The 22,699-nt window shown below is 37.3% G+C and carries 24 protein-coding genes; 4 read left to right on the forward strand and 20 right to left on the reverse strand.

From position 1 onward, the window contains the following. Nucleotides 1–15: 15 nt before the first annotated feature. Genes ACZ41W_RS04420 through ACZ41W_RS04430 form a run of 3 tightly spaced genes read right to left on the reverse strand, consistent with a single transcriptional unit; the run spans nucleotide 16 to nucleotide 4,271 of the window. Nucleotides 16–2,373 carry an ABC transporter permease gene (locus tag ACZ41W_RS04420; protein WP_464313674.1) on the reverse strand — a complete coding sequence of 786 codons (2,358 nt, stop codon included), beginning with the start codon at nucleotides 2,371–2,373 and terminating at the stop codon, nucleotides 16–18. Beyond that, complete coding sequence (locus ACZ41W_RS04425; RefSeq protein ID WP_464313675.1) at nucleotides 2,354–3,634, reverse strand: MFS transporter; 1,281 nt, start codon at nucleotides 3,632–3,634, stop codon at nucleotides 2,354–2,356. The genes ACZ41W_RS04420 and ACZ41W_RS04425 overlap by 20 nt, the downstream gene beginning before the upstream one ends. Next, nucleotides 3,621–4,271 carry a TetR/AcrR family transcriptional regulator gene (locus tag ACZ41W_RS04430; protein WP_464313676.1) on the reverse strand — a complete coding sequence of 217 codons (651 nt, stop codon included), beginning with the start codon at nucleotides 4,269–4,271 and terminating at the stop codon, nucleotides 3,621–3,623. The genes ACZ41W_RS04425 and ACZ41W_RS04430 overlap by 14 nt, the downstream gene beginning before the upstream one ends. Before the next feature lie 220 nt (nucleotides 4,272–4,491). On the opposite strand from ACZ41W_RS04430, the gene ACZ41W_RS04435 reads away from it, so the two are divergent. Genes ACZ41W_RS04435 through ACZ41W_RS04450 form a run of 4 tightly spaced genes read left to right on the forward strand, consistent with a single transcriptional unit; the run spans nucleotide 4,492 to nucleotide 7,189 of the window. Continuing rightward, nucleotides 4,492–5,484 (forward strand): aminopeptidase, encoded by a 993-nt coding sequence (locus ACZ41W_RS04435; RefSeq protein ID WP_464313677.1) that lies wholly within the window; start codon nucleotides 4,492–4,494, stop codon nucleotides 5,482–5,484. Nucleotides 5,485–5,517: 33 nt separating this feature from the next. Continuing rightward, nucleotides 5,518–5,916 carry a hypothetical protein gene (locus ACZ41W_RS04440; protein WP_464313678.1) on the forward strand — a complete coding sequence of 133 codons (399 nt, stop codon included), beginning with the start codon at nucleotides 5,518–5,520 and terminating at the stop codon, nucleotides 5,914–5,916. Then, entirely contained in the window at nucleotides 5,909–6,472 is a 564-nt protein-coding gene (locus ACZ41W_RS04445; RefSeq protein WP_464313679.1) for a DUF2087 domain-containing protein, read from the forward strand. Before ACZ41W_RS04440 ends, ACZ41W_RS04445 begins: the two co-directional genes overlap by 8 nt. A 21-nt stretch (nucleotides 6,473–6,493) precedes the next feature. Next, nucleotides 6,494–7,189, forward strand: coding sequence for a flavodoxin family protein (locus tag ACZ41W_RS04450; protein ID WP_464313680.1), 696 nt, complete (start codon nucleotides 6,494–6,496; stop codon nucleotides 7,187–7,189). A gap of 75 nt (nucleotides 7,190–7,264) precedes the next feature. On the opposite strand, the gene ACZ41W_RS04455 is transcribed toward ACZ41W_RS04450, so the two are convergent. From ACZ41W_RS04455 to ACZ41W_RS04535, 17 genes are all read right to left on the reverse strand, one after another. Beyond that, complete coding sequence (locus ACZ41W_RS04455) at nucleotides 7,265–7,813, reverse strand: DUF7010 family protein (protein ID WP_464313681.1); 549 nt, start codon at nucleotides 7,811–7,813, stop codon at nucleotides 7,265–7,267. A 21-nt stretch (nucleotides 7,814–7,834) separates the two neighbouring features. Beyond that, the gene (locus tag ACZ41W_RS04460; RefSeq protein WP_464313682.1) at nucleotides 7,835–8,260 is read right to left on the reverse strand and encodes an NUDIX domain-containing protein; all 426 of its coding nucleotides are present in this window, start codon (nucleotides 8,258–8,260) and stop codon (nucleotides 7,835–7,837) included. Nucleotides 8,261–8,302: 42 nt separating this feature from the next. Continuing rightward, on the reverse strand, nucleotides 8,303–8,626 hold the full coding sequence (locus ACZ41W_RS04465; protein ID WP_464313683.1) for a GNAT family N-acetyltransferase: 324 nt from the start codon (nucleotides 8,624–8,626) through the stop codon (nucleotides 8,303–8,305). Nucleotides 8,627–8,641: 15 nt separating this feature from the next. Beyond that, nucleotides 8,642–8,857, reverse strand: a complete 216-nt coding sequence (locus ACZ41W_RS04470; protein ID WP_464313684.1) for a GNAT family N-acetyltransferase — start codon at nucleotides 8,855–8,857, stop codon at nucleotides 8,642–8,644. A 39-nt stretch (nucleotides 8,858–8,896) separates the two neighbouring features. Further along, complete coding sequence (locus tag ACZ41W_RS04475) at nucleotides 8,897–9,301, reverse strand: GNAT family N-acetyltransferase (protein ID WP_464313685.1); 405 nt, start codon at nucleotides 9,299–9,301, stop codon at nucleotides 8,897–8,899. Between the two features lie 164 nt (nucleotides 9,302–9,465). Next, entirely contained in the window at nucleotides 9,466–9,936 is a 471-nt protein-coding gene (locus ACZ41W_RS04480) for a GNAT family N-acetyltransferase (protein WP_464313686.1), read from the reverse strand. Between the two features lie 192 nt (nucleotides 9,937–10,128). Continuing rightward, a complete protein-coding gene (locus ACZ41W_RS04485) occupies nucleotides 10,129–10,629 on the reverse strand; it encodes a GNAT family N-acetyltransferase (RefSeq protein WP_464313687.1) in 501 nt (166 codons plus the stop codon). A 74-nt stretch (nucleotides 10,630–10,703) separates the two neighbouring features. Continuing rightward, a complete protein-coding gene (locus ACZ41W_RS04490; RefSeq protein WP_464313688.1) occupies nucleotides 10,704–11,225 on the reverse strand; it encodes a GNAT family N-acetyltransferase in 522 nt (173 codons plus the stop codon). 5 nt (nucleotides 11,226–11,230) lie between these two features. Next, nucleotides 11,231–11,716, reverse strand: a complete 486-nt coding sequence (locus tag ACZ41W_RS04495) for an HD domain-containing protein (protein ID WP_464313689.1) — start codon at nucleotides 11,714–11,716, stop codon at nucleotides 11,231–11,233. 33 nt (nucleotides 11,717–11,749) lie between these two features. Further along, the gene (locus ACZ41W_RS04500; RefSeq protein WP_464313690.1) at nucleotides 11,750–12,616 is read right to left on the reverse strand and encodes a TrmH family RNA methyltransferase; all 867 of its coding nucleotides are present in this window, start codon (nucleotides 12,614–12,616) and stop codon (nucleotides 11,750–11,752) included. A 9-nt stretch (nucleotides 12,617–12,625) separates the two neighbouring features. Beyond that, nucleotides 12,626–14,221: a DUF188 domain-containing protein gene (locus ACZ41W_RS04505; RefSeq protein ID WP_464313691.1), complete on the reverse strand. Its 1,596-nt coding sequence runs from the start codon at nucleotides 14,219–14,221 to the stop codon at nucleotides 12,626–12,628. 134 nt (nucleotides 14,222–14,355) lie between these two features. Beyond that, nucleotides 14,356–17,406 carry a diguanylate cyclase domain-containing protein gene (locus ACZ41W_RS04510; RefSeq protein WP_464313692.1) on the reverse strand — a complete coding sequence of 1,017 codons (3,051 nt, stop codon included), beginning with the start codon at nucleotides 17,404–17,406 and terminating at the stop codon, nucleotides 14,356–14,358. 142 nt (nucleotides 17,407–17,548) lie between these two features. Further along, nucleotides 17,549–17,815 (reverse strand): hypothetical protein, encoded by a 267-nt coding sequence (locus ACZ41W_RS04515; protein WP_464313693.1) that lies wholly within the window; start codon nucleotides 17,813–17,815, stop codon nucleotides 17,549–17,551. A gap of 17 nt (nucleotides 17,816–17,832) precedes the next feature. After that, a complete protein-coding gene (locus ACZ41W_RS04520) occupies nucleotides 17,833–19,194 on the reverse strand; it encodes a GNAT family N-acetyltransferase (RefSeq protein WP_464313694.1) in 1,362 nt (453 codons plus the stop codon). 36 nt (nucleotides 19,195–19,230) lie between these two features. Continuing rightward, entirely contained in the window at nucleotides 19,231–20,232 is a 1,002-nt protein-coding gene (locus ACZ41W_RS04525) for a hypothetical protein (RefSeq protein WP_464313695.1), read from the reverse strand. 211 nt (nucleotides 20,233–20,443) lie between these two features. Continuing rightward, on the reverse strand, nucleotides 20,444–22,252 hold the full coding sequence (locus ACZ41W_RS04530; RefSeq protein WP_464313696.1) for a glycerophosphoryl diester phosphodiesterase membrane domain-containing protein: 1,809 nt from the start codon (nucleotides 22,250–22,252) through the stop codon (nucleotides 20,444–20,446). A 74-nt stretch (nucleotides 22,253–22,326) separates the two neighbouring features. Next, nucleotides 22,327–22,500 carry a hypothetical protein gene (locus ACZ41W_RS04535; RefSeq protein ID WP_464313697.1) on the reverse strand — a complete coding sequence of 58 codons (174 nt, stop codon included), beginning with the start codon at nucleotides 22,498–22,500 and terminating at the stop codon, nucleotides 22,327–22,329. Nucleotides 22,501–22,699: the final 199 nt, after the last annotated feature.

Here is a 22,699-nt window from a genome sequence, read left to right on the forward strand (position 1 = left end):
CTCTTATTTAGAATATTATTCTTTTATGAGCGTCATAATATGATATTGCTCTGTTGCTTTTAGCGTCATCCATGTAAATCCTGCAATACTCAGCAAAATCAATATTGGACTGACCAGTAACATCATCCATAGATTCGGTACAAGAGATACACTTGTAATGCCGAGTCCCGACAAACTCAACGCACCATTGATCACTAAATTGCCAAAGAAGCTCACAGTTATCATTCCAAATATCGTTCCAACGAGCGCTGTCGTAACCGTTTTAATCAAATAGTGTTTCTTAACATCCAGTCCAGAGAAACCGATTGCCCTTAGAATAGCAATTTGTGAAGCGTCTTTTGCCAATCTGAGTTTTAAAAATAAGATCGTAATCAGCGCAGAAATTCCAATCCCGAGAATAACGATTGCCACGACAACTCTTTGAAGCTGGTCGACAACACCCCCTAGTGTCTGCTGGATAAATGCGTCCATCGGATTGACCGAAATCCCCTGTTCCAACTGATTAGACCATTGGTCAACTGTTTCTTCAATTGAAACACCCTTCTTCAAGTTTACAGAATACGAGTATTTTTCAGCGGGTACAGAATCAAAAAGTTCATTTGATTTAGCCGTATAACCGCCACTTGTAACATCTTGATAGATGCCAGATACTTTAAATGAAAGCGTTGTATCATCTGATAAAGTCAATTTCAGCTCATCGCCAACTTCTAAAGACAATGCTTGAGCGTTCAAATAAGATAATGCAATTTCTGAAGACTCCTTAGGTGCATTTCCTTCGAGATATTCAAGATCTTTTCCAGAATTGATACTGCAGTCTATATGAATATTATATGGTTTACCATCCGGATCCATCGTCATCATGCTGACATTTTTGATTTCATCATATGATGCGACAACAGGGCTTATCTCAAGCATTTGAGTCACTGACTCACGATTTTCTAAAAGCCTTTCAAAATTTTCGAGCTCTATATAAATATCTTCTAATGAACTCCCCATATACGTAATAAACTCTGGGGCATGAAACGTATTCATCAAGTTGATCGGAACAATCATCATAAAATAAATGAGCCAAACGACAATTAATATGACAGACCATTGTTTGAATCGCCCTCTTAACTCTCTTAAACTCATGGACAAGTCAATGGATGTGAGTTTCGTTTTATAAAGTCCATTTTTAACTTTACTTGGTTTCTTTTCATAACCATTGCCACTTACTAAGGCATCGAAAATGGATACTTTTTTGATGCGTCTTAAAATACGACGACACCTCAACATAATCAATCCATATACACATAACGCTGCAATAGCTCCAAGTAACATCATTCCCAATGATAACTGAGTTTGTCCGAATGTTTCTTGAATATGTTGTGTTAGCTTTTGGCTGACGAAAAATGCCACCACAAATCCAATAAACACACCGATCATCGAAAGCATTCTATACTTATTTAAATAATAACTTCTGATGTCTTTAAAACTAAAACCAATTGCCTTCATGGTGCCGATTTCACTTAACTCTTCTTCTAGTGCTGCCATGATGGTGTATTTTAAGCATAAGAATGAGACCAGAATTAAAAGAACACTGATGAGTAGCATGAGAAATACCATGACCATGTCGGTTAACGCACTTAGAATAAAGATGATTTTGTAATTAACCGCTTGTCCGTTTTTAGGCATTCCACCGTTTTCATACAGCGTTTGAAACTCTGTTGCAACACCTTTATCCGCAAAATACACTTCTATGATGTATTCCTTATCCCCCACAGTTGACTCAATTTGGTTATAATCCTCATCACTGAGTAAAATTCGAGTCGATGAAACCATGGGAGAGTTCATTTGTGCATCTAATATGAACGTCGTCACAGTGTATGTATATAACTCTGAATGGTTCACAATTGTCATCTCATCACCAATTTGAATATCATACTGATTTTTTAATAAAATAGGAATCCCAATTTCACCTTTTTGAAGGGTGACTTTCTCGTGTTTTTCATTTAACAATAAGTCTTTTTCTTGATTTTGCTTGACCAAACTGATGTCCAGTAAACAATCCCCCATGTCACGTGTCTCATTCCCACTTGAAATGATGATATTTTCACCATATACGTTGAGTAACTGTACGGTTTGCCAACTTTCAACCTGTTGATTTGAAGACATAAAAGCATCGACTTCTTCCTGCTGAATCTCACCTTTATGCATTTGAAGAAAGTGAGGTGGCTGAGCCACTTCATATAGATTTTGTATAGATGTAATCGTTTGTGATGCGACGATCACAGATACCACAGACAAGCACGCAGAGAACATCATAAACAAAATAAGTGCAATGTGAATGGCTTTTTTCGATACAAATTCTCTTTTAAACGCTGACCAATTCATGTGTGTTTTCCTCCTCGCTTTCATTATTTGATTTTATCAAAAACAAAACTCCCATTATGAAAATCATTAAACCTGCAATGATTAGCATTAGTCCTATTCCTCTTCCTTCACCAACACCTATTAATGTCCCAACACTACTAGCAAGAAGTCCACCTTTCATAAGCAATGGGTTAAATACATAATCTGCAAGGAGTCCACAGCAAGCATAAGCAAATATAAACCCACTTTGCGTCAACAAACTAATGAGTCCCCAAACCCGTCCTTGTACTTCATTTGGAATTTTGGTTCGAATGAGCACATCCACACAAGTATTGACAAAAGGTAGCGATGTAAAAAATAAAAAGCAAAAGACAATGATGAGCCACACGTGTGTCGTTACTCCAGTGAGAGCCATAAAGATGCCCGTCGACATCAATGCCATTGAAAGAATCTTATAAAATTCAGTTTTAAAGTTAATAATTCCGATGACAATGCTTCCTACAACCATTCCAATTGCACTAATAGATTCCATCATTCCAAGTGTTTTTGCATCTGAAAACGCCAAAATCATCGGTGCCATAAGCGTCTGAATAAATGCCATAAAGAAGCAAATTGCGGTCATTAGCCAGATGAGCGTTTTAACCGACTGATCCCTCTTTAAAAATTGAAGACCTTCCGAAAGTTCTGATCTTAAATTCAAAGATTTTCTTTCATGTTTCACTGTTGGAATGCTTTTTTTAACTGAATAAATCGTCAGTACCGTCACAAAAAAAGTCGCAATATCAATTAATAATATGACATCAACTTGAAACTTTGCTAATAATATACCTGCGAGAAAAGGCGAGATGAGATATTTTGAATTTGTTGCAATTTGCACAAGTCCACTCGCTTTTGCATACTCGTCTTCATTGAGTAAATCCGTAATAGTCGCTCGATATGCAGGTTCTAATAACGAGCCAAATACAGAGCTCAAGGTTATTCCTACAAAGATAAGAACAACGCTACTAACAGACATTTTAATGGCAAAGTAAACAATTAAAAGTCCAATCACCGATAAGGAATCCCCTAAAATCATCATCCATCTACGATCATAACGATCCGCTAATATCCCACCTAATGGACTTAATAACACCGTCGGTAAAAACGCAAACAATGCAACTAAAGATACCATGGTGGCACTTTTCGTCATTTGATACACATAGATGGCCATTGCAAAAGCCGTCATGCCGCTCCCCACGCTCGAAATAAATTCTCCAATCCAAATGCGTCTAAATTGTCTCATCCTGATCTCCTTTGCCCTCTTGTTGCATGAAAAGTTCTAAAAACATGCCCATTGGTACCTCTAACATCTTTTCAAGTGTTGTAATCAGTGCTACCATCATCTGCATTTGCTGACTTTCATCGATCTCAAAGATACCTTCATCTGTCAATGTCAATGCAGAAGCCAAAAAAATCTGCATATATTGTAGTGGATAAGCGCACTTCCATACATTTTGCTCTATGCCTTCCTCGACGATGATCGTCAGCGCAGGTGCCATAAACTTCACAATCTGGCTAAGTGTCCTTTGATGAAGCACGGTATTATCAACTTTGTGCATCTCTTCAAGTAGATAATCTTCCACTTTCCCTTCCATTTTCATCGCCATAAATGCATTCATGAGTTTTTCAACAGGATGCATCAATGAATTTTCAACCACTTCATTGACGCGTGTCATAATCGTTTCAGTATATCGATCAACAATGGCATCCAGCACTTCGTTTTTTGATGTAAAGTAATGATAAAAAGTGCCTTTTGCAATGCCAATTTCCTTTAAAATGTCATTGATCGTACAGGCATCAAACCCCTTTGTAAAAAATAATCGCTCTGCCGTATTTAAAATCTCGTTTTTTCTTTCGTCGTGTTCTTTTGTAATTCTCATAAAACATGCTACCTTTCAAGTTCGAAAAATGATTCACGATGCGTCGACCGACCGTCGGTCTATTAAAATCATATATGATGATTCTATCTCTGTCAACAAAAACGCGACACAATATTTTAATTCGATATTTGCAAAAATAGTATTGACATATTTTATTAGATGGTTTATATTCTATTTAGACGTACGTCGAATCAAATACTTAATACACAAGGAGATAATTATGAAATTACAATTTGAAACAATCGCAAGAAATTTACAAATCCCACCACAGTCAAATGTGGTCGTACAATTCTGGGGAAAAACAAAGGATCGAACTGATTTGAATTACTTTGTGGAGACATTAAGCCAAGAGCATCAGCAAGTGACTGGCATTTTATTCAATCAAGAGACGATCTTAAAGGCATGTGAGGAAGGTGCATTTTCTATCGATGACCAAATCTCTGATACAGCTCTTAGTGAGGCAAATGTCATCGTGGATTTATGTGCATACTCACCTACGAGTCTTGTTCAATTTACAACAGCTGAAAGCCGTCCTAATTTTGTGACGTTTATGCGCGGTCACTTTCAAAAAATCACAGGACCAGATAAACTCATGGTACAAATTCGCATTCCTTCTGAAGAAAATGCTGAAGAAGCTGGACTTGATTTAGAATCGTATACACAGTACTATAAAGACATGGTGATGGTCGATTATGACGATTTAAACAACCGTTGTTTAGAAAAAATCAAAGCCTATCAAGATGCAAAAACAGCGACTATTGTATCAAAAAACGGTCATGAGTTGACACTCACATTTGAAGGAAGAAGCTGGTTTAAAGACGCTGGCGAAGGCGATTTTCCAGCAGGCGAAATCTACATTGCACCACTTGAAAACTCAGCAAATGGCACTTACTGCGTAGATCAAGTCTATTGGGAAGGCGAAAGATTCTTTGATGTCGTTCTTACTTTCAAAGATGGCCAATTAATTGATTCAAGTGAACCACAAATAATCGACGATTTAAAGATGGCTGATGAGAACGCTTTAACCATTGCTGAGTTTGGAATTGGCATGAATCCAATGATTCAAACATTAACAGGTCATAGCCTTTTCGATGAAAAAATCCAAGGCTCTTGCCACATTGCAATTGGCATGAACGCATTATTTGGCGGTGTAAACGAAAGTGCAGTTCACATTGATTTTGTATCGCTTAAGCCAACTGTCACTATTGATTAAAATGACTCATTCATAAACGCGAAAGGAACATTTATGAACTATATAGAATTATATAAAAATTATTTACAAACGATTAAAGAAGATAAACAAAATGAAGTCGTTCAATTAACAGACTCACATTGTTATGACGATGCAAAGTTTAAAAAAATCGAACTCAATATCATTGAAATATTTGAGCAAATGCTTTCTGCTAGTGAGAAAAAAGTTCAGGCGGCTAAAGCGAAGAATAGTCAAACAAACTATTATGAAACATTGAATACTGTCTACTTAGATTTTTTCGAAAAAATCCCTACAAACTGGAAACAGTCGCTCCAAGAGGCGCAAAAGCATCATGATGAAGAGACGATTTTCATTGAAACTCTAAAACTCAATCAAGCTGAACTGATTAAAACGGCATTTACAACTTTCTCTGCTGAGGTGGAATATGAGTGAAAATCCATCGATTGACCAAGCAGTACAACTGTTTAAAGCGCTTTCTGATGGTTCACGGCTCAAAATACTTGCTACACTATTAGATGAACCCAAATATGTAGAGATCATCGCAGAGCGATTAGAACTTGCGCCTTCTACGGTTTCATTTCACCTAAAAAAACTAGAGGATGCTGGATTGGTTTTTAAAGAGAAGGACCAATATTATATGCAGTATTCCATTAAAAAAGAACTTTTAAACCTACCACTCTCCCATTGGATTGGCGAGACGCACAGCACAAGCAATGATGAAGACAAACGCGAAGAGGCCTATCGTCAAAAAGTCATTGATACTTTTTTCAAATATAATCAATTGAAAAGTATTCCTGTTCAGCGTAAAAAAAGACTCATTGTGCTTGAACACATGGTTCAGTCATTTGAAATGGGAAAATCATACACTGAGCGAGAAGTGAATATCATCATTGCGGACTATCACGATGATTTTGCGACACTAAGACGAGAAATGATTAATGAACGATTGATGTCGCGTGAAAATGGTATTTATCAGCGCATAAAATAATTCAGTTTGGAGGCAATGGATATGAAAATCACCGTCATTCACGGTCAAATGCATCAAGGCAGCACCTATCACATCACCAAGGAGCTATTAAGACACTTACAGCCATATGCACCTACCGTTCAAGAATTCTTCTTGCCAAAAGACGGACCAGATTTTTGTGTGGGTTGCTTTCAATGTTTTGAAAAATCGGAAAAACTTTGCCCACATGCTGCTAAAATGACGCCCATCATTGATAGCATGACATCATCTGACTTGATTGTGATGGATTCACCTACCTATTGTCTATCCATGACGGGACAACTGAAAACATTTCTAGACCACTTGGCATTTATGTGGTTACCACATCGACCCAGTGGTGCTTTTTTCAAGAAAAAAGCCATTGTCATCTCGACAACAGCTGGCATGGGCGCTAAATCAGTCACAAAATCCCTGTCAAAACAGCTCTTTTACTTGGGGATTTCTCATACGGTTCAATATCGTCAAGCTGTCAATGCTTTAAGCTGGGATACTGTGTCTGAAAAGTTGAAACTAAAGATTGAGAAGGATATGCATAAGATTGCGCTAAACAGCTCAAAATCTACAAATCCACGTCCAAAACTCAAGCTTAGAGGGATGTTTTTCATCATGAAACAGATGCAAAAATCGAATAAGTGGAATCCAGCAGATCGCAATCACTGGATCGAAAACGGCTGGTTAAACGGCAAAAAACCTTGGTAAATCCAAGGTTTTTTTATGTTCGAATCTTGTAAGAATCCATGTTTATATCTAAGTTTCATCAAATGTTTCTATACACTATTTAACCGCTTTTGATTGAGCGATTTTTTTCACTTCATACGTCAAACTCAAACTGAACACTATTTCACCGCACAACATCACAAGTGCCAATATTGCTGGTGAGTAATTGATGCCGATTACCATCGCAACAACCGGTACTACCCCCGACATAATCGCATAAATTTTAGACTGATAAAGCCATGCATATGGCAGTAAATGTGCACCGAAAATAATAGCAATAACCATCACCATTTTGGATGGTACCGCTTGATAAATCCACATGGCAATCAGCAAATAAATAATTTGATTGAGTGAAAAAAGTAGCCCAAGTTGATTGAGTGGATTTGAATTATCACTAAATTCAACTTTGATGATTTTGGAGATCAAAAATGCAAGTGGCACCAATGGACCCGTTGCACAAAATGTTAAGAGATTCTTCGTTAAAATAGGGAGTTCAGTCATATGTACTATCATGATTAAAGTCCAAATGACAATAGATGCCAAAATAAAATGTAATCCTTTTTTCTGCTTTCTTGCACAATCCAAGCGCATTTCTTGTAAATTCATAATGCCTCCAAAGATGTATTTTTAGTATTGCCTTATTGCCCATGCTTGATGAGGTAGTTTCAATGAACGAATGGCTTCATCCCGTGTCATCCAAACAAGTTCATGGTCACACTCCTGTTTGAAATCACTCACACCAACATCTGTAACATAATAATAATTTCCGATTAATTTCAAATACCGATTGGAATTGGGGGAAAGATCATAAAAGATTGACTGACCGATATACTCATTGACCTGTATCAGTCGTCCCGTCTCTTCTTCAAACTCCCTCACAAGGCACAGATGATGAGTTTCATCCGCTTCTATCCCACCACCTGGTAAAAAATAACCTCTCGGCGTCTTGATAATTCCTACTTGGTTTTGCGTGTTGACGAGAATACCATAAACACCTTCTCGCTCATAATAGTCTTGGTTTTCTAGTATTTCACCAAATACGACTGGTTCCATGATAGCCTCCAACATGAGTGTTTATCGTCACGAATGAAATGACTACTCTTTTATCAAAATATATTTTTTATCTTTAAAAGTTTGATTCAGCTGAGCAGAGTGATACTCGCTCTCTTTTACAAACTTAAACCCACTTTTTTCAATCACGCGTCTGGACTGTGGATTGATATCAAAATGTCCAATTGTAAACGCATCTAAAAAGTTTTTATCAAAATAGTATTGAATCACAGCGCGAACTGCTTCAGGCATGATGCCATGGCCCCAGTAATCTTTTGATAAAACATATCCTATTTCTTTCAGTCTCAAATCTTGAAAATTCGGATCTTCATTTCCCCATGACTTATGAACTCCAAGAGATCCAATCACTTTGTGATTCTCTTTCTATTCAACTGCAAATACAGATTTCCCGCTTATAAACGACTCTAAAACCATCTGAGAAGTTTCAATTTCGGTATGATGTGGCCAACCTGCCATTTCACCAACGCCTTCAACAGATGCATACTCAAACAAATCGTCGAGATCCGAAATTCGCCACTCTCTTAAAATAAGTCGTTCTGTTTCTAGTAAAACGCCTGATACTTCAATTAACACATCCATTTTAGTCCTCCCTAAAAAAATACTGGCAAACAAAAACAATTATTTCAACCGCTTCAAGAAAAAGTGCTCAGAAAATTCCTTTGCTTGATAGAATCCAACTTCTTGATAGCCAATTGACTGATAAAATTCTCGCCCTTGCCAATTAAAGGTATCTAGCCTTATCATGTCTGCGCCAAGTGCTTTCGCACGTTTTTCAGCTTCAAGCATCAACAGACGACCAATCCCCTTTCTCCTGTGTGATTCTGCCACATGAACGGTTGAAATATATAAAATTTTAAATGACGTCATCGACGCATCTAGACCACCCACTAAAGTTGTCCCATCAAATGCTCCAATTTGAATCGTACCATCTAACGGCTTAGGTAAAAACTGCTGATCATATGCTTCAAGTCGACTTTCAACTTCTTCAACTTCATCTTCATTTAATTCTCTTAACTCAAACATCACTAACCTCCCATATAAGGTGTGTCATTATGTATCTCATTCAATCACAATCACAATAATAGTTATAGTTTCAACAACAATTACAGTTTCAATTACAGTTTCAATTACAGTTTCAATTACAGTTTCAATTACAGTTTTAATTACAGTTTTAATTACAGTTTCAGTTATAATTTCAATTCATAATAATCTAGTACATCATCACTTTTAATATAACTAAATCCCAACTTTTCAAACACATGTTTACTTCGCATATTTCTTTTAACCGCATCCGCAAAAATGGTTTTTAGGTGAAGATGGTCCTTCGCATACTGAAAAATTAATCGCTCTGCATCCGTACCATAACCTTTGTTTTTAACCGAATCTTCTCTCAAAATAATGCTTAACGTTGCATGTTTTTGATCAAAATCAATGTTTTTGAGCTGTATTTCACCAATAATTTCTGAACCTAACATGATGGCAAAGAATCGTCTTGAATCGTTCAACACTTTTAGATCATAGTATTTATCTACCTTTAACTCATCATAAACATATATTTCATCTGTCATCATGGGATCGGCCTTATATTTCTGATAAAACACGTGGCATAAATGCCTTGAGTAGACCTTTAAAGTGACGAGCTTTCCTCTTAAAATCATCTTTACACCTCTTGTAATTTCACGATTAAGTGCGAATATCCAAATTATAGTTATTCATATTATTAATACCCAGATTACCAATATCCCTATTATACTATAAAATCATTTTAGGGTTATCTGTTTAATCAAAATTTAATCAGATTCACATAAAGCGAGCCAGACACCTCAATGTCTGGCTCACGTAGATTCTGCTTATAGCCATTTATCTAGAATATACTCTTCATCCGTTGTATCGACAATTTGAAATCCTAAAGATAAATGCATTTTTAATGATATTTCATTATGCTTATACACGATGGAATGATGTACTTTATCAATTCCCATTGACTTCAGTCGTTTAAACACATACAGCATGATTTCTTTCGAATAACCTTTTCCGAGAAAGCGTTCTTCACCAATCACAATCGGTGGATTTTCTGGTTTGATTGCAACATCACCAATTCTCACATACACGCCATTTTCAAGTGCCTCGATAAAATAGAGTTCGCTGCTTCTATCGAGATACGTATACATGCGATGAATATACTCACTATCGGGGATTTTATCTAGATCGACAACCCCTTCTGAGTTATAGTACACATACTGTTTACGATACCATGATTGTGCAGTTTCAAAGTCTCCGTCAAATTTTTTCAGACGAATCACCTCGTTAATCGTAACGCTTTCTGGTTGTTCAAAATCCTTATATGGCATATGTCCCTCAATTCTGTCATAATTTTATATGCGACCATTTCATATTTTATGTTGCTTCATTATTTTCGTTCGACCTATTTTTTTATCTCTAACTGATACGTATACTTGTCATACACAATATCCGTACCTCTTTTTCTAAACTGTCCTTCACTTTCCACGATAAATCCAAGTTTTCGCATCACAGCATTGGAACCTTCATTCTCTTTCGCGACATCTGATGTGATTTTAATTGCACCATTTTGACGCGCAAACTCAATGAGTGCACAGATCATCTCAGTTGCATAGCCTTGTTTCCAGTAATTTTTATGTACGCAGTATCCAAGACTCCAGCTTTTATGGTCCTCACTTGGAGCGATACTACAGGTGCCAATAAATTCGTACGTTTCATTTGAAAGCGCAATAAAAGGATACCATCCTTCTTCCCACTCAATTCCAACAGCAAAATTCAGTTCGTCATCTCCAGCTTTGTCTCTAGGCGGATCTGACAAATACTTTCCCATTTCATCATCTAGCCAAATTTCTAGACACTTAGGACCATCTTCTTCACGGGTACTTCTAATAATCAATCGTTCCGTTATTAAATCTTGTGTCATCATATTATTTACCCCTTAACCATCATTCTGAGTGCTTCTAATGCTTCCATTAATTCTTTCTCAAAAATAGTATCTCTTGCTAAATCGACAAAATAAGTTTCTGTTTCCTCTAAATATCGCTTTTTAAATGCTTCACTGGTGACATTACAGTGTCTTAAATTATGGATACGATCCGCGAGTTTCACCAATTTAGCGATTTCATTATCACGTATGCCTTGAATATACGCATCCATCTGATATCCTTCTACTTTCGTCAACCTTTTGACCGCATCTAGTACGACATCATTACTCAAAGCCAATATGTCTGCTTCAGTTGCATCTGTATCTTCAAGTAAATCGTGAAAAAGTGCCGTCATCACCATCTCGTCAGTTAGTCCTTTTTCACGAATCATATTAGCAACTTCTATGGGATGCGTCACATACTCAAGTCCACCCTGTCGATATTGACCTTTGTGTTTATCTTCTGCATATTGCATTGCTTGCTCAAAATCCATATTGCACCTCTACCTCAACGTCATCAGAATGTTTTACCCTTTTGCACCACTTCGCTTGATTGCTGCTTCATATAAAATCAGAGTCGCTGCTATCCCTACATTCAGCGAATCACAGTCTCCAAACATCGGGATTTTTAACATCTCATGCTGTGTTGCATACCATTCGCGTGAAATTCCATAGCGTTCACTTCCCATGACAATGGCGATTTTTCCCTTATAAGACTCTTCATAATAAAACTTGTCGGCATCTGTATCCGTCAAAATAATTTTGTAATGATTTTTCTCTAGCCATTCCATCACCGTAGCTGCTTCATCTTCAACGATTGGAACCTTAAAACAAGACCCTTGAGAACTTCTCAAAATCTTAGGATGTGTGATTCTTGTTTTACGATTGCAGATAATAATAGCATCTGTATCCGTCCCATCGCATGATCGGATGATGGTGCCAATATTCCCCGGAATTTCAAGCCCATCCAAAATAACGATGACTTCATGTTTTTTCGGATTGAGCTGTGTTAACTTGGTCTGTGGGAATTTCGCTACAACGTATAATCCTGCTGAAGTGCCTACTTCTGCAATTTTCTTAAAAGTCGAACTCGATACAATATGGATTTCTTCTGCAGCATCTAGCATAGGTAGCATGATGTTATATGCATCCAGTGTCGTAATGGCCTCTAAATCCAGTAAAACAATCTGGATTTCAACATTGTATTTGATAAGTTGACTACATGCCCAAATGCCCTCAACACCAACGAGTTTTTCAGGATTGGATTTCGTATTATTGGCAATCGCTGAAACGCGTTTGATTACGGCTGCATTTTTACCGGACATTCGACATTTATTTTTATAGCGATCCCGAATAAATCGCTCTTTTTCCTCAAGTGATAACTTTATAAACATGGACCCTCCTTATAAATAGTGTTCACGAATCAATTGATGTAGTGCTTGCTTAAACTGATCATCATCAGCAGAAGTTCTTTTCTTATGTTTGGGACCTTTGCCACTTTGATCTCTTGCAATTCGACTATGGTATCTTGAATCTAATAAGAAATCAATGTTTTGCGAGGTGATACGCTTACCATTTTGATTCATACAGATGCCATTTTTAGCAAGAATCATAGCCGCTAAACCATTGTCCTGAGTAACAACTAAGTCATCTTTAAAAATATGATTGGCAATATAATAATCCGCTGCATCTCTTGAAATATCCACGGAAATGACATCCGCATAGTCACTTTCAATCTTAACAGCGTAATTTTTCACGACCGTTACAGGTATGTGGTACGATTTTGCGATTTGAATCGTGAGATCAACAACAGGACAACCATCGGCATCGATCCATATTCTCGGTTGTTGTATGAGCGACTCTGAAAGTTGTTTGGCCACTTTTCTTAAATTCTCCTTTGCATGTATCATTGCGTGTTCTACGGACTCATTTGGAGTCATAATGGGGATAATTTTTTGAACGCCTACTTGATAAAGCGGTTCATAACCTTCTCCAATACTCCCACAAATCACAAGAACAGCTTGTCCTTCTCTACATCTTCGAGCAACTCCCATAGGGACTTTGCCATGTAAGGTTTGTGCATCTACTCTGCCTTCACCAGTAATGACTAATTCTGCATGTTTGATACAAGCCTCAAAATTAACGAGATCCAGTATAGCCTCTACACCTGGTTTTAAAGAAGCGTCCAAAAACGCCATTAAAGCAGCGCCAAGTCCACCTGCTGCGCCAGAACCTGCCATAGTTGTAATCGGCCGACTGGTAAGCCTATTTAACATCTCACCATACTTTAACATAGCATCATCTATGCAATCAAGTTGTTCTTTTGTTACACCTTTTTGTGGACCATAGATTTTAGTAGCCCCAAAAGTGCCCGTCATTGGATTATCTACATCACAGATCACCGTTATTTCGGTATTGAATAGCCGCTGATCAATCTTCGAACAGTCTATCTTATGGATTTTCTCGAGTATCTGTGCGCCTTGCTCAACAATTAATTGACCGTCACAATCATAGAACTTCACGCCAATCGCCTGAGCAAATCCGGTACCACCATCATTTGTCGCACTGCCTCCTATACCCATGAGTATTTTTTTAGCGCCTAAACTCACCGCCTTCATCAAAAGTTCTCCGGTCCCATATGAAGATGCTTTCATAGGATCTTGATCTTTTTTATCCACCAATAAAATGCCTGACGCTTTCGCCATCTCGATGATAGCAACAGGTTGTTGATCTGCACCATTGACGATTCCGATATACGTAGGTATCTTTCTCAAAAGCGGATCGTGAACTTCGAAGGATACCCTTTCCCCGCCAAGAACAGGTAATAACGCATCCAGTGTCCCCTCGCCTCCATCTGCAATGGGGATTCCTTGTATCTTCATGTGAGGGAAAGCATTCAACAGTTCCTCTTTTATTATACTCACAACTTCCATAGAAGTAAGCGAGCCCTTAAATGAATCTGGTGCAATCACGATATTTTCAATACGACTTAGTGGCATAGGATTTCCTCTTTCTAAAAACGCAAACCTATTTACAAAACGCATTCCTATTTACAAAACACATAATAGCTAAAAAAAGCATACCATTTGTGTAAATGGTATGCAATGTCTATCCTATGAGAATCATTATTTGGTTATCCAATCACCGTTTGATTTCGACCTTGCTCTTTTGCACTATAGAGCGCATCATCCGCAGTCTCGATAAACACTTTCAGTTCATCGGATTGATCTGGAATCATCGAAGCAATTCCGATACTACAAGTCACATAAGGACCAATAAGAGAAGCTTCATGCGGCATTGCAAGCAGTGCTAAAGATTGATGAACCGACTCAGCAATCTTGACTGCACCTGCGAGTGGCGTATTTGGAAGCACAATCATAAACTCTTCACCCCCATATCGGTACGCCACATCAAGCGGACGTTTTGGTAACTGGTTGATGAGACTCGCAAATGCCTTTAAGCACTCGTCTCCTTGAAGATGTCCATAAAAGTCATTATATGCTTTAAAGTAGTCGATATCGATTAACAAAATCGACAAACTATTTTGTTCTCGTTGCGCCATTTTCCAATGTGTTTCAAGATGTCTATCTCCAAAACCTCGATTTTTCAATTGTGTCAAACTGTCAATAGCCGCTATTTTTTGAAGCTCTTCATTGACTTGTGCAAGTTTTTTCGTCCGTTCTTCTACCATAATCATGAGGAGGCGATTGCGTCTTTCTAAACGTCGCACACGGAATAAATACCAGCCTATGATGATGAACACCACGGATAAAAATGCAAACACTTTGAAAATCCAAGTATTCCACCATGGCGGATTGATGATGACAGGAATAGAGACCCCTGTTTCATTCCAAATCCCATAACTATTTGCCGCCTTCACTCTAAAGGTATAATCCCCTGGTTGAATGTTAGTATAACTTGCATAAGTTCGATTGCCTGAATAAATCCAATCTTGATCAAAGCCTTCTAGCATATATGCATACTGATTGCTTTGAGAGTTGATATAATCTGTCGCTGCAAATTCAAAAGAAAAGAAGACATCCTTATGAGTTAATCGAATCGGACTGAGCTGGCTCTCCTCTCTGAAGATGATGCCATCCATGATTCCATATGGGTCATTTTCTGTTTTCCCGTATGGTTCTCCATTCACAGTGATATACGTTAATAAAACTTTGGGGACAACATGATTTTCGCCAATATCTTCTGGATTAAAGGTGGTAATACCATTTGTACTCCCAAAGAAAATCTGTCCATTTCTCATGACGGTCGATGAACGCGAGATGAATTTTTCATGTCGAAGACCATTTTTTCGATTGAAATTAATAAATTGATTTTGATCTTTGTTAAATTTCGTAATTCCATATTCTGTACTCAGCCATAAACTACCTGTTTCATCGCCTTGAACGCCATAGACAATATTGCTCACTAAACCACTCTCATGGTTGTATTTATCCACCTTTAATGCGGATATATCACCATTTGCAATTTCACTCATGTTTAATGACAACAGACCATCTCTGGAGCCCATCCAGAGTTGTTGAAACGCATCTTCATAAAAATCATAGATAAAATCTGCCAAATACGTGCTAAATTGACCACTCGATTTATCAAATAAACTCACGCCGTTTTGAGTGCCAATCCAAATATTTTGCTGAGAATCTTGATACATGGACCAAATTTCATTGCCACTCAAACTCAACGCATTGCTGTCTGAATGTGTATAGGATGCAATCACCTTGGACTGCTCAATATCATAAACGTACACGCCACTTCCAAATGTTCCGATCCACAGCTGATTTCCAATCGCTAAAAGTTCGACAATGGCTGTTTTTTCAGTTTCATTTGCAAGTTTGATTTGTATGGATTCTACTTTATTTCCACGATATCGATATAAAATGCCTTGATCCATGCCGATCCAGATATCACCATTTGAGTCTTCTACTAAAGCATTCGCTTTTTTATTTAAGACCAGATTGTTTCTAGCAGTTTTAGGATCATATCTATAGACACCATCATCCCTGCAAATTAGCAACTTATCTTGACGGGTTGCATAAACCGTCCGGATATTTTTTTTAACGGTACTTTCTAAATAGGAAAATTTAATTTTGGGATTAAATGTACTAATGCCACCACCACGCGTCCCCACCCAGATGAGACCCGATCGATCTTGATAAAGTCCCCGAACATTGTCATGAACAAGGCTCGTTACATCATTTTCTTGATGTGCATAGTGATTCACAAACGTACGCGTTTTTCGATCAAATTCTAATAAACCATAAACACCACCAACCCAAAGTGTGCCATCATCATCAATTAGCAGTGCGTTGATCGTTGCATCTAACATCTCAAATTTTTCAAGATTGGGAAAATAATTATTAAAACTTCTCGAATCAATGTCAAACAAGCTAATTCCAACATCCGTTCCAACCCAAACTTGATCATTTTCATCCATGTAAACAGTTCGTACAAATGAGGATGCAATGGACTTTGGATTTTCAGGATTGTGTTGATAATACTCAAATTTGCCCTTTTTTACATCCATATAATTGAGTCCATTGCTCGTAGCGATGACTAAATTTCCAAATGAATCTTCACAAATACTCCAGATTCTATTGCTACTGATGCTTCCGCTCATTCTTGGATTGGATTGATATCTCGTAAAAGTTCCAGATTTGATATCGAGCTTGTTGAGTCCACCTTCATAAGTTCCGACCCAAATGGTTCCATCAGATGCTTCAAATACGGTCTGAACGCGATTGTCGCTTAAGGAATTGGGATCTAAGGTGTTATGTTGATAATGCGTCACACTTCCGGTTTGATAATTCAATCGATCTAGACCAGCACCCCATGTCCCTACCCATATCGTATCGCGACGATCAATCATAATATTACTCGCTGAATCGGAAGCTAAAGAATTAGGATCCTCTGAAATATGTCCAAAATGTTCAAAACCTTCAAAAGCAGTTCCATCGTACATGTTAAGTAAATAATCAGTTCCAAACCACATAATGCCCCTAGAGTCTTGTGCTATGGTATACACTGTCCCATTGGACAATCCATCCCCCATGGTAAGACTTTTAAACATAAATCGCGTTTCTTCTGAAAATTCAACAGTTTCATCCGAAAATGCAACACCTGACAATATAAACATCATCATGAGAATGGCAATCAATTTTTTATGCATCCAAGACTCCTTACATCAACTTAGATTTCATGACATATTACAACTAAATACTTTAAACTATTTTGGGTCATTCTACCACTATTATTCCCCAAAATATGCGTTTTTAGACAAATATCATAAAAAAAAGAGCATTTCTGCTCTCTTAATAAAATCCAACCAACGCTGCATCAACTGCACGTTCAATCGCTGTGGATTTAACGATTTTATACTTTTCTTTTCTGTCTCCACTAAATCGATGCACACTATAACTCATCGCAGCGCTATTTTCAGGTTGTGCACCTTTTAATAGGTCTAAAAATCTAAGTGCATCTTCTTCCCACTCAAACTGAAGCACCTTACCTTCATTGAGCATTTCTCTCATATAATCTCTTTGATTGGTTGTTACTTTGTGCCATTTTATAATCCACATGTCATTTACCTCGCTGTCTATTTGATTCCTTTTAATGTATGTGTTTCAACGTGCCAAATCATATGATGCGCACCTTCACCCCAGAAGTTTTCCACAAAATACTGAGGTTCTCCAAACGTCTTTGTCCAGATTTTTTGAGCCTTTGGATATCCGCTATCTAAGCAAAAGCTTTTCTGATTCGCACCCATCAAAGTATCTTGAATCGCCAGAATCATCTGTTTTCCAATGCCTCGGTGTTGAAAATCTGGATGAACAAACACCGTTCCAATCTCATAAACATCTTTTAATAAGTCATTTGTAATGCGACAGATGTCTTGATTCGATGGGCCACATTCAATCGTTCCAACGATCTGATCGCCAATAGAAGCGACTAAAAAGTGTCGTTCCTTACCATTTGACTCAAAGTCTCTGCATAATAGTTGATGCTTTGAATGAATTTCTTCCTCTAGTAAAGTGCTCATGTGACTTAAACCATTCGATTCAAAAGTATGTGCCAGTACCATCTCAAAAAATGCATTCAACTTCTCTTGCTCATCATACGCTGGTCGTCTAATCGTAAGATTTTGAGTGGATACACATCTCATCATCTGCACTTCAATTTCATTTTCTTTTGCTTGAAATCCAAATGATGTATAGATCTCAATCGCCCTCGAATTCTCGATATCCACAGCTAAAAAACTCTTATGAGCGCCTCTTTTTTGTCCAATGCACAAAGCGCTTTTTAATAGTTCTCTCGCAAATCCGCGACCTTGATAGTCTGGGTGTACTGCGAGTTCTCGAATCCATAAAGTCGTTCCTTCAGCATACACTGAGATACAACAAAATCCCACAATCTGCTGATCCACCACTTTTATCAGAATTTCATTTTCATCTAGCCACTCTCTGAACCACTCATCAGTTTCTCCAAAGAAACCTCGACTTAGCCCAGCACAAGCCATAGATAATTCTGTTAATCTCGACACATCCTCTTGGGTTGCATACAGGAGGCTATCCTCCTTCTTTCCTTGAGCAGATGATTCTGGCATTGTTGATTCATACAACTGAATCTCATCTAAACCCCTTAAAAAATAATCTTGATACGCACAATGCACCTTAAACCCATGTGCTTCAAACTGTTCAATGGATGGATACGGAATAAACTTCATCAATCCCTTCAAATCTAACACATCGATTTTATCAAGCATGGCACCCAGATCATTGGTTGCAAAATGTATCTGAGGTGGCGCCTCGCCTAAATCGCGCAATAGCACAAGCGACTCATCTTCAAAGATGACCTCTGCATGTTTAAAATCTTCAAAATCCACATATTTCAAAGAAGTAAAATTGCATTTTTCCGCAAAATCAGTTATTTTTTCAAATTGTTCTAATGTCATTTTCATTCGTTGTCATATTCCTTTCTATATTGTCGATTCTATTTAATATATTCCCTTTTCTCGATTAAAAAACAAAACTGCCTCTGATTCCAAGTATTGCTGATTCATCTCTTCCGTCTCTAAATACGTCATAAATAGAGCCTCCACCGGAATCATGCGCTTTAAAATATAGCCATTTTTATAGACATTTTGCTTATCAAGATCGCAAAACGACAGCGCTACCTTGGGATTAAACGTCCACGAAGTCAACGACTTATCATGAAAATCTCGCCACTCGCCTTCAGTGGTCATCCCTCGATATAGCTGCACTTCCTTGATCTGATTTAGACTAAAAAACGCCCGCACAAACGCCATTCGGTGTATCAAGTAGGTGCGCCTATTTTCCTGACTTGCGTCGCACTGATCTCTTAACTCACCTCGGGGCACTTTTCCCTTATATGCCACAACGCCCATCTCTGCTAACGTTATCGTCATCCGTTTCATCCATTCAGAATAAGGGTTGAGCACAAATTGCTTCGCCATCTCCGTTTCAAGTTCTATCAGCTGGGCATCCGCCATATACCGCTTCAAGTCGTCCATCAGCAAACGATTTCCCGTCTCAGAATCTAGATCTAACACGTGACCTTGTTTCATCCATGTTGAATGTTGTCTCATCCACTTTTCAATTGCCTCTTGAACCACATTGATCTCTCGCTCAGTTGTCACTCTTGCTTCATCGCTGACATCAATATGAAGCTCTTGATCAAACGCCTTAACGGTTGCTTCAATCTCCTGAACCGTCTGAAAGTCCAACTCTTCAGAACCAATAAGGACTTGATAGGACTGAATGTTTTCAGCAGGTACATCCCAATAACTTCCCGCATCCTCAAAATCCGTTATGCGCCATCGAAACTGACCACTCTCTTTAAAATAATCCTCGATAACGCCCGGAGTCCTTCTGCCGTCTAGCAATCGACACTCATTGCCCTTAACGATAAACTTGATTTCACCTGAAAGATAATCACTATCTGGACGTGCATTTTTGTTTGATTTATGTATGCTCATTTGATAACTCCATTTCTTGTCTGTCGTAATACTTAATCGAATTTCTTTCAACATTGTAAAAATAGTATTCATTTAATGACGTCAAACATAAATGATGACTATGCAATTTTCACAAATAATAATATTCATATAAACTATAACGCAACAAATCTGTATTAGTCAATAGTTCATTTTACTTGAAAACAATAAAAAACGACTGTAAAAACAGTCGTTAATAAAAAAATAGATTAAATAATAAATCATCATCACTTTCGTTATCTCTTTCCTCTATCAAACTTTTTAAAAGAGGGACATCATCGGTTATAATACCATCTACCTCCATTCGAATGTAATCCCATAAATCGTCTTCATCGTTAATCGTCCAAACAATCGCTTTTTTATTTGCGTCATGAATTGATCTAATTGTATTTTCGTTAGCTTCACCAATCTCCAGAATCAAGTAATCACAATTTAATGTGGCGACATTACCCAGTGCTAAAAAATAGATAAGTCCCGTTTGTATGGATGGTTGTTTAAGTTCTATATTTTGGATCAGTTCGTAATCTTGACTGGTAACAAGAACAGACTGTTCGATTTGATAACGATTTACCAATCTGAGTACTTCCAATGCGGTTTCATCGGTATGAGTACCTTTAATCTCAATGTTAAATTTAACTCGGTCCTTGTATGTTTGAATCATTTTCTCCAATGTTACAATATTCGATTGTAACGAAAGAATTTCTTGATAGGTTGAATTTTCAATATAGAGGGACTTTCCGCTGAGTCGTTTCATTGAAGCATCATGAAATAAAACATATTCGCCATCAATCGTGCGCTGTACATCAATTTCAATCCAGTCTGCCCCATTTTCAATACTTGATTTCGCACTTTCAAGTGTATTTTCGAGTATATTGACTCCACCTGCACGATGAGCAAAAATATCGATGGGATAATCTGCTCTAAAAATTTCATTAAAAAACACTCCAAAAGGAATTGATATTAGTATCAGTAAAACCACGCTAAAAGAGATTAGTAATAAACGTTTTTGAAAAATTTTGTCTATCCATGAAGGTTTACTCTTAATCGCTAATTTTGGATAAGTACTTGTTAAATATTTAAATCTTTCATCTTTTTCTGTTAACTCATAAAACATTACAGTAAAATGATAAACCTCAAAAGGAATGAACATCATTGTCATAAATAGAACGCCTATATGTTGTAACAGAACAAGAAAAACAACTAAACTGCGATGAACAATTTGAGTCGAATCTAATTGATTTAAAATTACATTAATGAAATTACTCCATAACCATTCGCTTAAAATAAAAAAACACGTCACAAATAGTAATACTAGGATGACGTCTTTTATAAAATGACGCCAATGTCGAACAATCAATTGAAAACTCGAACGAATTGCTTGACTCGGTGGTTTATGTCCCAAAACAATAAAATGAAAAGTAAAGGTCATAAGAAGACCAGGTATGCATAACAAAAAAAATAAAACCCATTCGAGAATACTTAATAATGTAGATTGGGAAATTGCCTGATTAACAAACTCAGGTATTTGAAAATTCTCTAAAAAACTTAGTTTTAGTCCTATGCCAGTGAAAGGCGTTAAAAAAATCAAATATAAAAGAATCACTAGAATTCCATATTCAAAAAATCTTGGAAAATATGATAATATTTGTTGAAATAAACTTTTGAAATCTCGTAGTCTTTTATCTGTTTCAAATTCAAAATTCGCACTTAAAATGATGAACCCGCAGAGTTCAAACAAAATCCCTATTATCAATAGCAACAGTGCCAATCCAAGATAAATCAATCCTTTTGGACTCAATAGAAAATCAATTAACATGTTGTTGCTAATAACACCATTTGAAGTGCTTTGTATGAGTTTATTCGTTGCGACAAGAAACAAAGGCATCACAAGTATCGCAAATATAAATTTAGTAAACAATTGATATCGAAAGTAGCTACTAAATCCCCTCGCGAATCCAACTAAAATGTGCTTATAAAATTTAATCATTTTATTTTCTTTCATTTGTTCACCCTAATCAAAGACATCGTTAGAATCTAAAATAATTGATACCATTAGTTGACATAAATTTGATTTACTCATACCTCAATCTGAATCCCCACAACTTCTAAATTTGTCATAAAAAAGATGGTCGAAGCGACAAATTCAAGTTGATTGCCTTGAATGATGGCGTTCTTATCAATAAATACCATCCATTCATCTACTACATATACATCATAAAGTCCCTGAGCCTCAGGAACGCGATATCCCACATCGGGAACCGTTCTGTATCCACATCAGCCACCACCCGTTCGTACCATGGTGACCGCTAATGTATTGGAATGCTTTTTCGCAAGATATGCTTTAACTTCGTCGCGTATGATAATCTCCATAGCCACCTCCAGAAGCGTTTCATTCAAAATTACCAAAATAAAACCGTTCATCCATGCAAATAGAGTCTAATCTTATAAA

Source organism: Fusibacter fontis (genome assembly GCF_055378735.1).

What these genes read in the sequence shown, in the direction of transcription:
- ACZ41W_RS04455 (WP_464313681.1), bottom strand. Translation starts at nt 7,813, where the DNA reads ATGAATTTACAAGAAATGCGCTTGGATTGTGCAAGAAAGCAGAAAAAA.
- ACZ41W_RS04425 (WP_464313675.1), bottom strand. Translation starts at nt 3,634, where the DNA reads ATGAGACAATTTAGACGCATTTGGATTGGAGAATTTATTTCGAGCGTG.
- ACZ41W_RS04440 (WP_464313678.1), top strand. Translation starts at nt 5,518, where the DNA reads ATGAACTATATAGAATTATATAAAAATTATTTACAAACGATTAAAGAA.
- ACZ41W_RS04515 (WP_464313693.1), bottom strand. Translation starts at nt 17,815, where the DNA reads ATGTGGATTATAAAATGGCACAAAGTAACAACCAATCAAAGAGATTAT.
- ACZ41W_RS04485 (WP_464313687.1), bottom strand. Translation starts at nt 10,629, where the DNA reads ATGCCATATAAGGATTTTGAACAACCAGAAAGCGTTACGATTAACGAG.
- ACZ41W_RS04520 (WP_464313694.1), bottom strand. Translation starts at nt 19,194, where the DNA reads ATGAAAATGACATTAGAACAATTTGAAAAAATAACTGATTTTGCGGAA.
- ACZ41W_RS04480 (WP_464313686.1), bottom strand. Translation starts at nt 9,936, where the DNA reads ATGATTTTAAGAGGAAAGCTCGTCACTTTAAAGGTCTACTCAAGGCAT.
- ACZ41W_RS04530 (WP_464313696.1), bottom strand. Translation starts at nt 22,252, where the DNA reads ATGAAAGAAAATAAAATGATTAAATTTTATAAGCACATTTTAGTTGGA.
- ACZ41W_RS04500 (WP_464313690.1), bottom strand. Translation starts at nt 12,616, where the DNA reads ATGTTTATAAAGTTATCACTTGAGGAAAAAGAGCGATTTATTCGGGAT.
- ACZ41W_RS04430 (WP_464313676.1), bottom strand. Translation starts at nt 4,271, where the DNA reads ATGAGAATTACAAAAGAACACGACGAAAGAAAAAACGAGATTTTAAAT.
- ACZ41W_RS04510 (WP_464313692.1), bottom strand. Translation starts at nt 17,406, where the DNA reads ATGCATAAAAAATTGATTGCCATTCTCATGATGATGTTTATATTGTCA.
- ACZ41W_RS04420 (WP_464313674.1), bottom strand. Translation starts at nt 2,373, where the DNA reads ATGAATTGGTCAGCGTTTAAAAGAGAATTTGTATCGAAAAAAGCCATT.
- ACZ41W_RS04470 (WP_464313684.1), bottom strand. Translation starts at nt 8,857, where the DNA reads ATGGATGTGTTAATTGAAGTATCAGGCGTTTTACTAGAAACAGAACGA.
- ACZ41W_RS04450 (WP_464313680.1), top strand. Translation starts at nt 6,494, where the DNA reads ATGAAAATCACCGTCATTCACGGTCAAATGCATCAAGGCAGCACCTAT.
- ACZ41W_RS04525 (WP_464313695.1), bottom strand. Translation starts at nt 20,232, where the DNA reads ATGAGCATACATAAATCAAACAAAAATGCACGTCCAGATAGTGATTAT.
- ACZ41W_RS04475 (WP_464313685.1), bottom strand. Translation starts at nt 9,301, where the DNA reads ATGTTTGAGTTAAGAGAATTAAATGAAGATGAAGTTGAAGAAGTTGAA.
- ACZ41W_RS04435 (WP_464313677.1), top strand. Translation starts at nt 4,492, where the DNA reads ATGAAATTACAATTTGAAACAATCGCAAGAAATTTACAAATCCCACCA.
- ACZ41W_RS04490 (WP_464313688.1), bottom strand. Translation starts at nt 11,225, where the DNA reads ATGATGACACAAGATTTAATAACGGAACGATTGATTATTAGAAGTACC.
- ACZ41W_RS04505 (WP_464313691.1), bottom strand. Translation starts at nt 14,221, where the DNA reads ATGCCACTAAGTCGTATTGAAAATATCGTGATTGCACCAGATTCATTT.
- ACZ41W_RS04495 (WP_464313689.1), bottom strand. Translation starts at nt 11,716, where the DNA reads ATGGATTTTGAGCAAGCAATGCAATATGCAGAAGATAAACACAAAGGT.
- ACZ41W_RS04445 (WP_464313679.1), top strand. Translation starts at nt 5,909, where the DNA reads ATGAGTGAAAATCCATCGATTGACCAAGCAGTACAACTGTTTAAAGCG.
- ACZ41W_RS04460 (WP_464313682.1), bottom strand. Translation starts at nt 8,260, where the DNA reads ATGGAACCAGTCGTATTTGGTGAAATACTAGAAAACCAAGACTATTAT.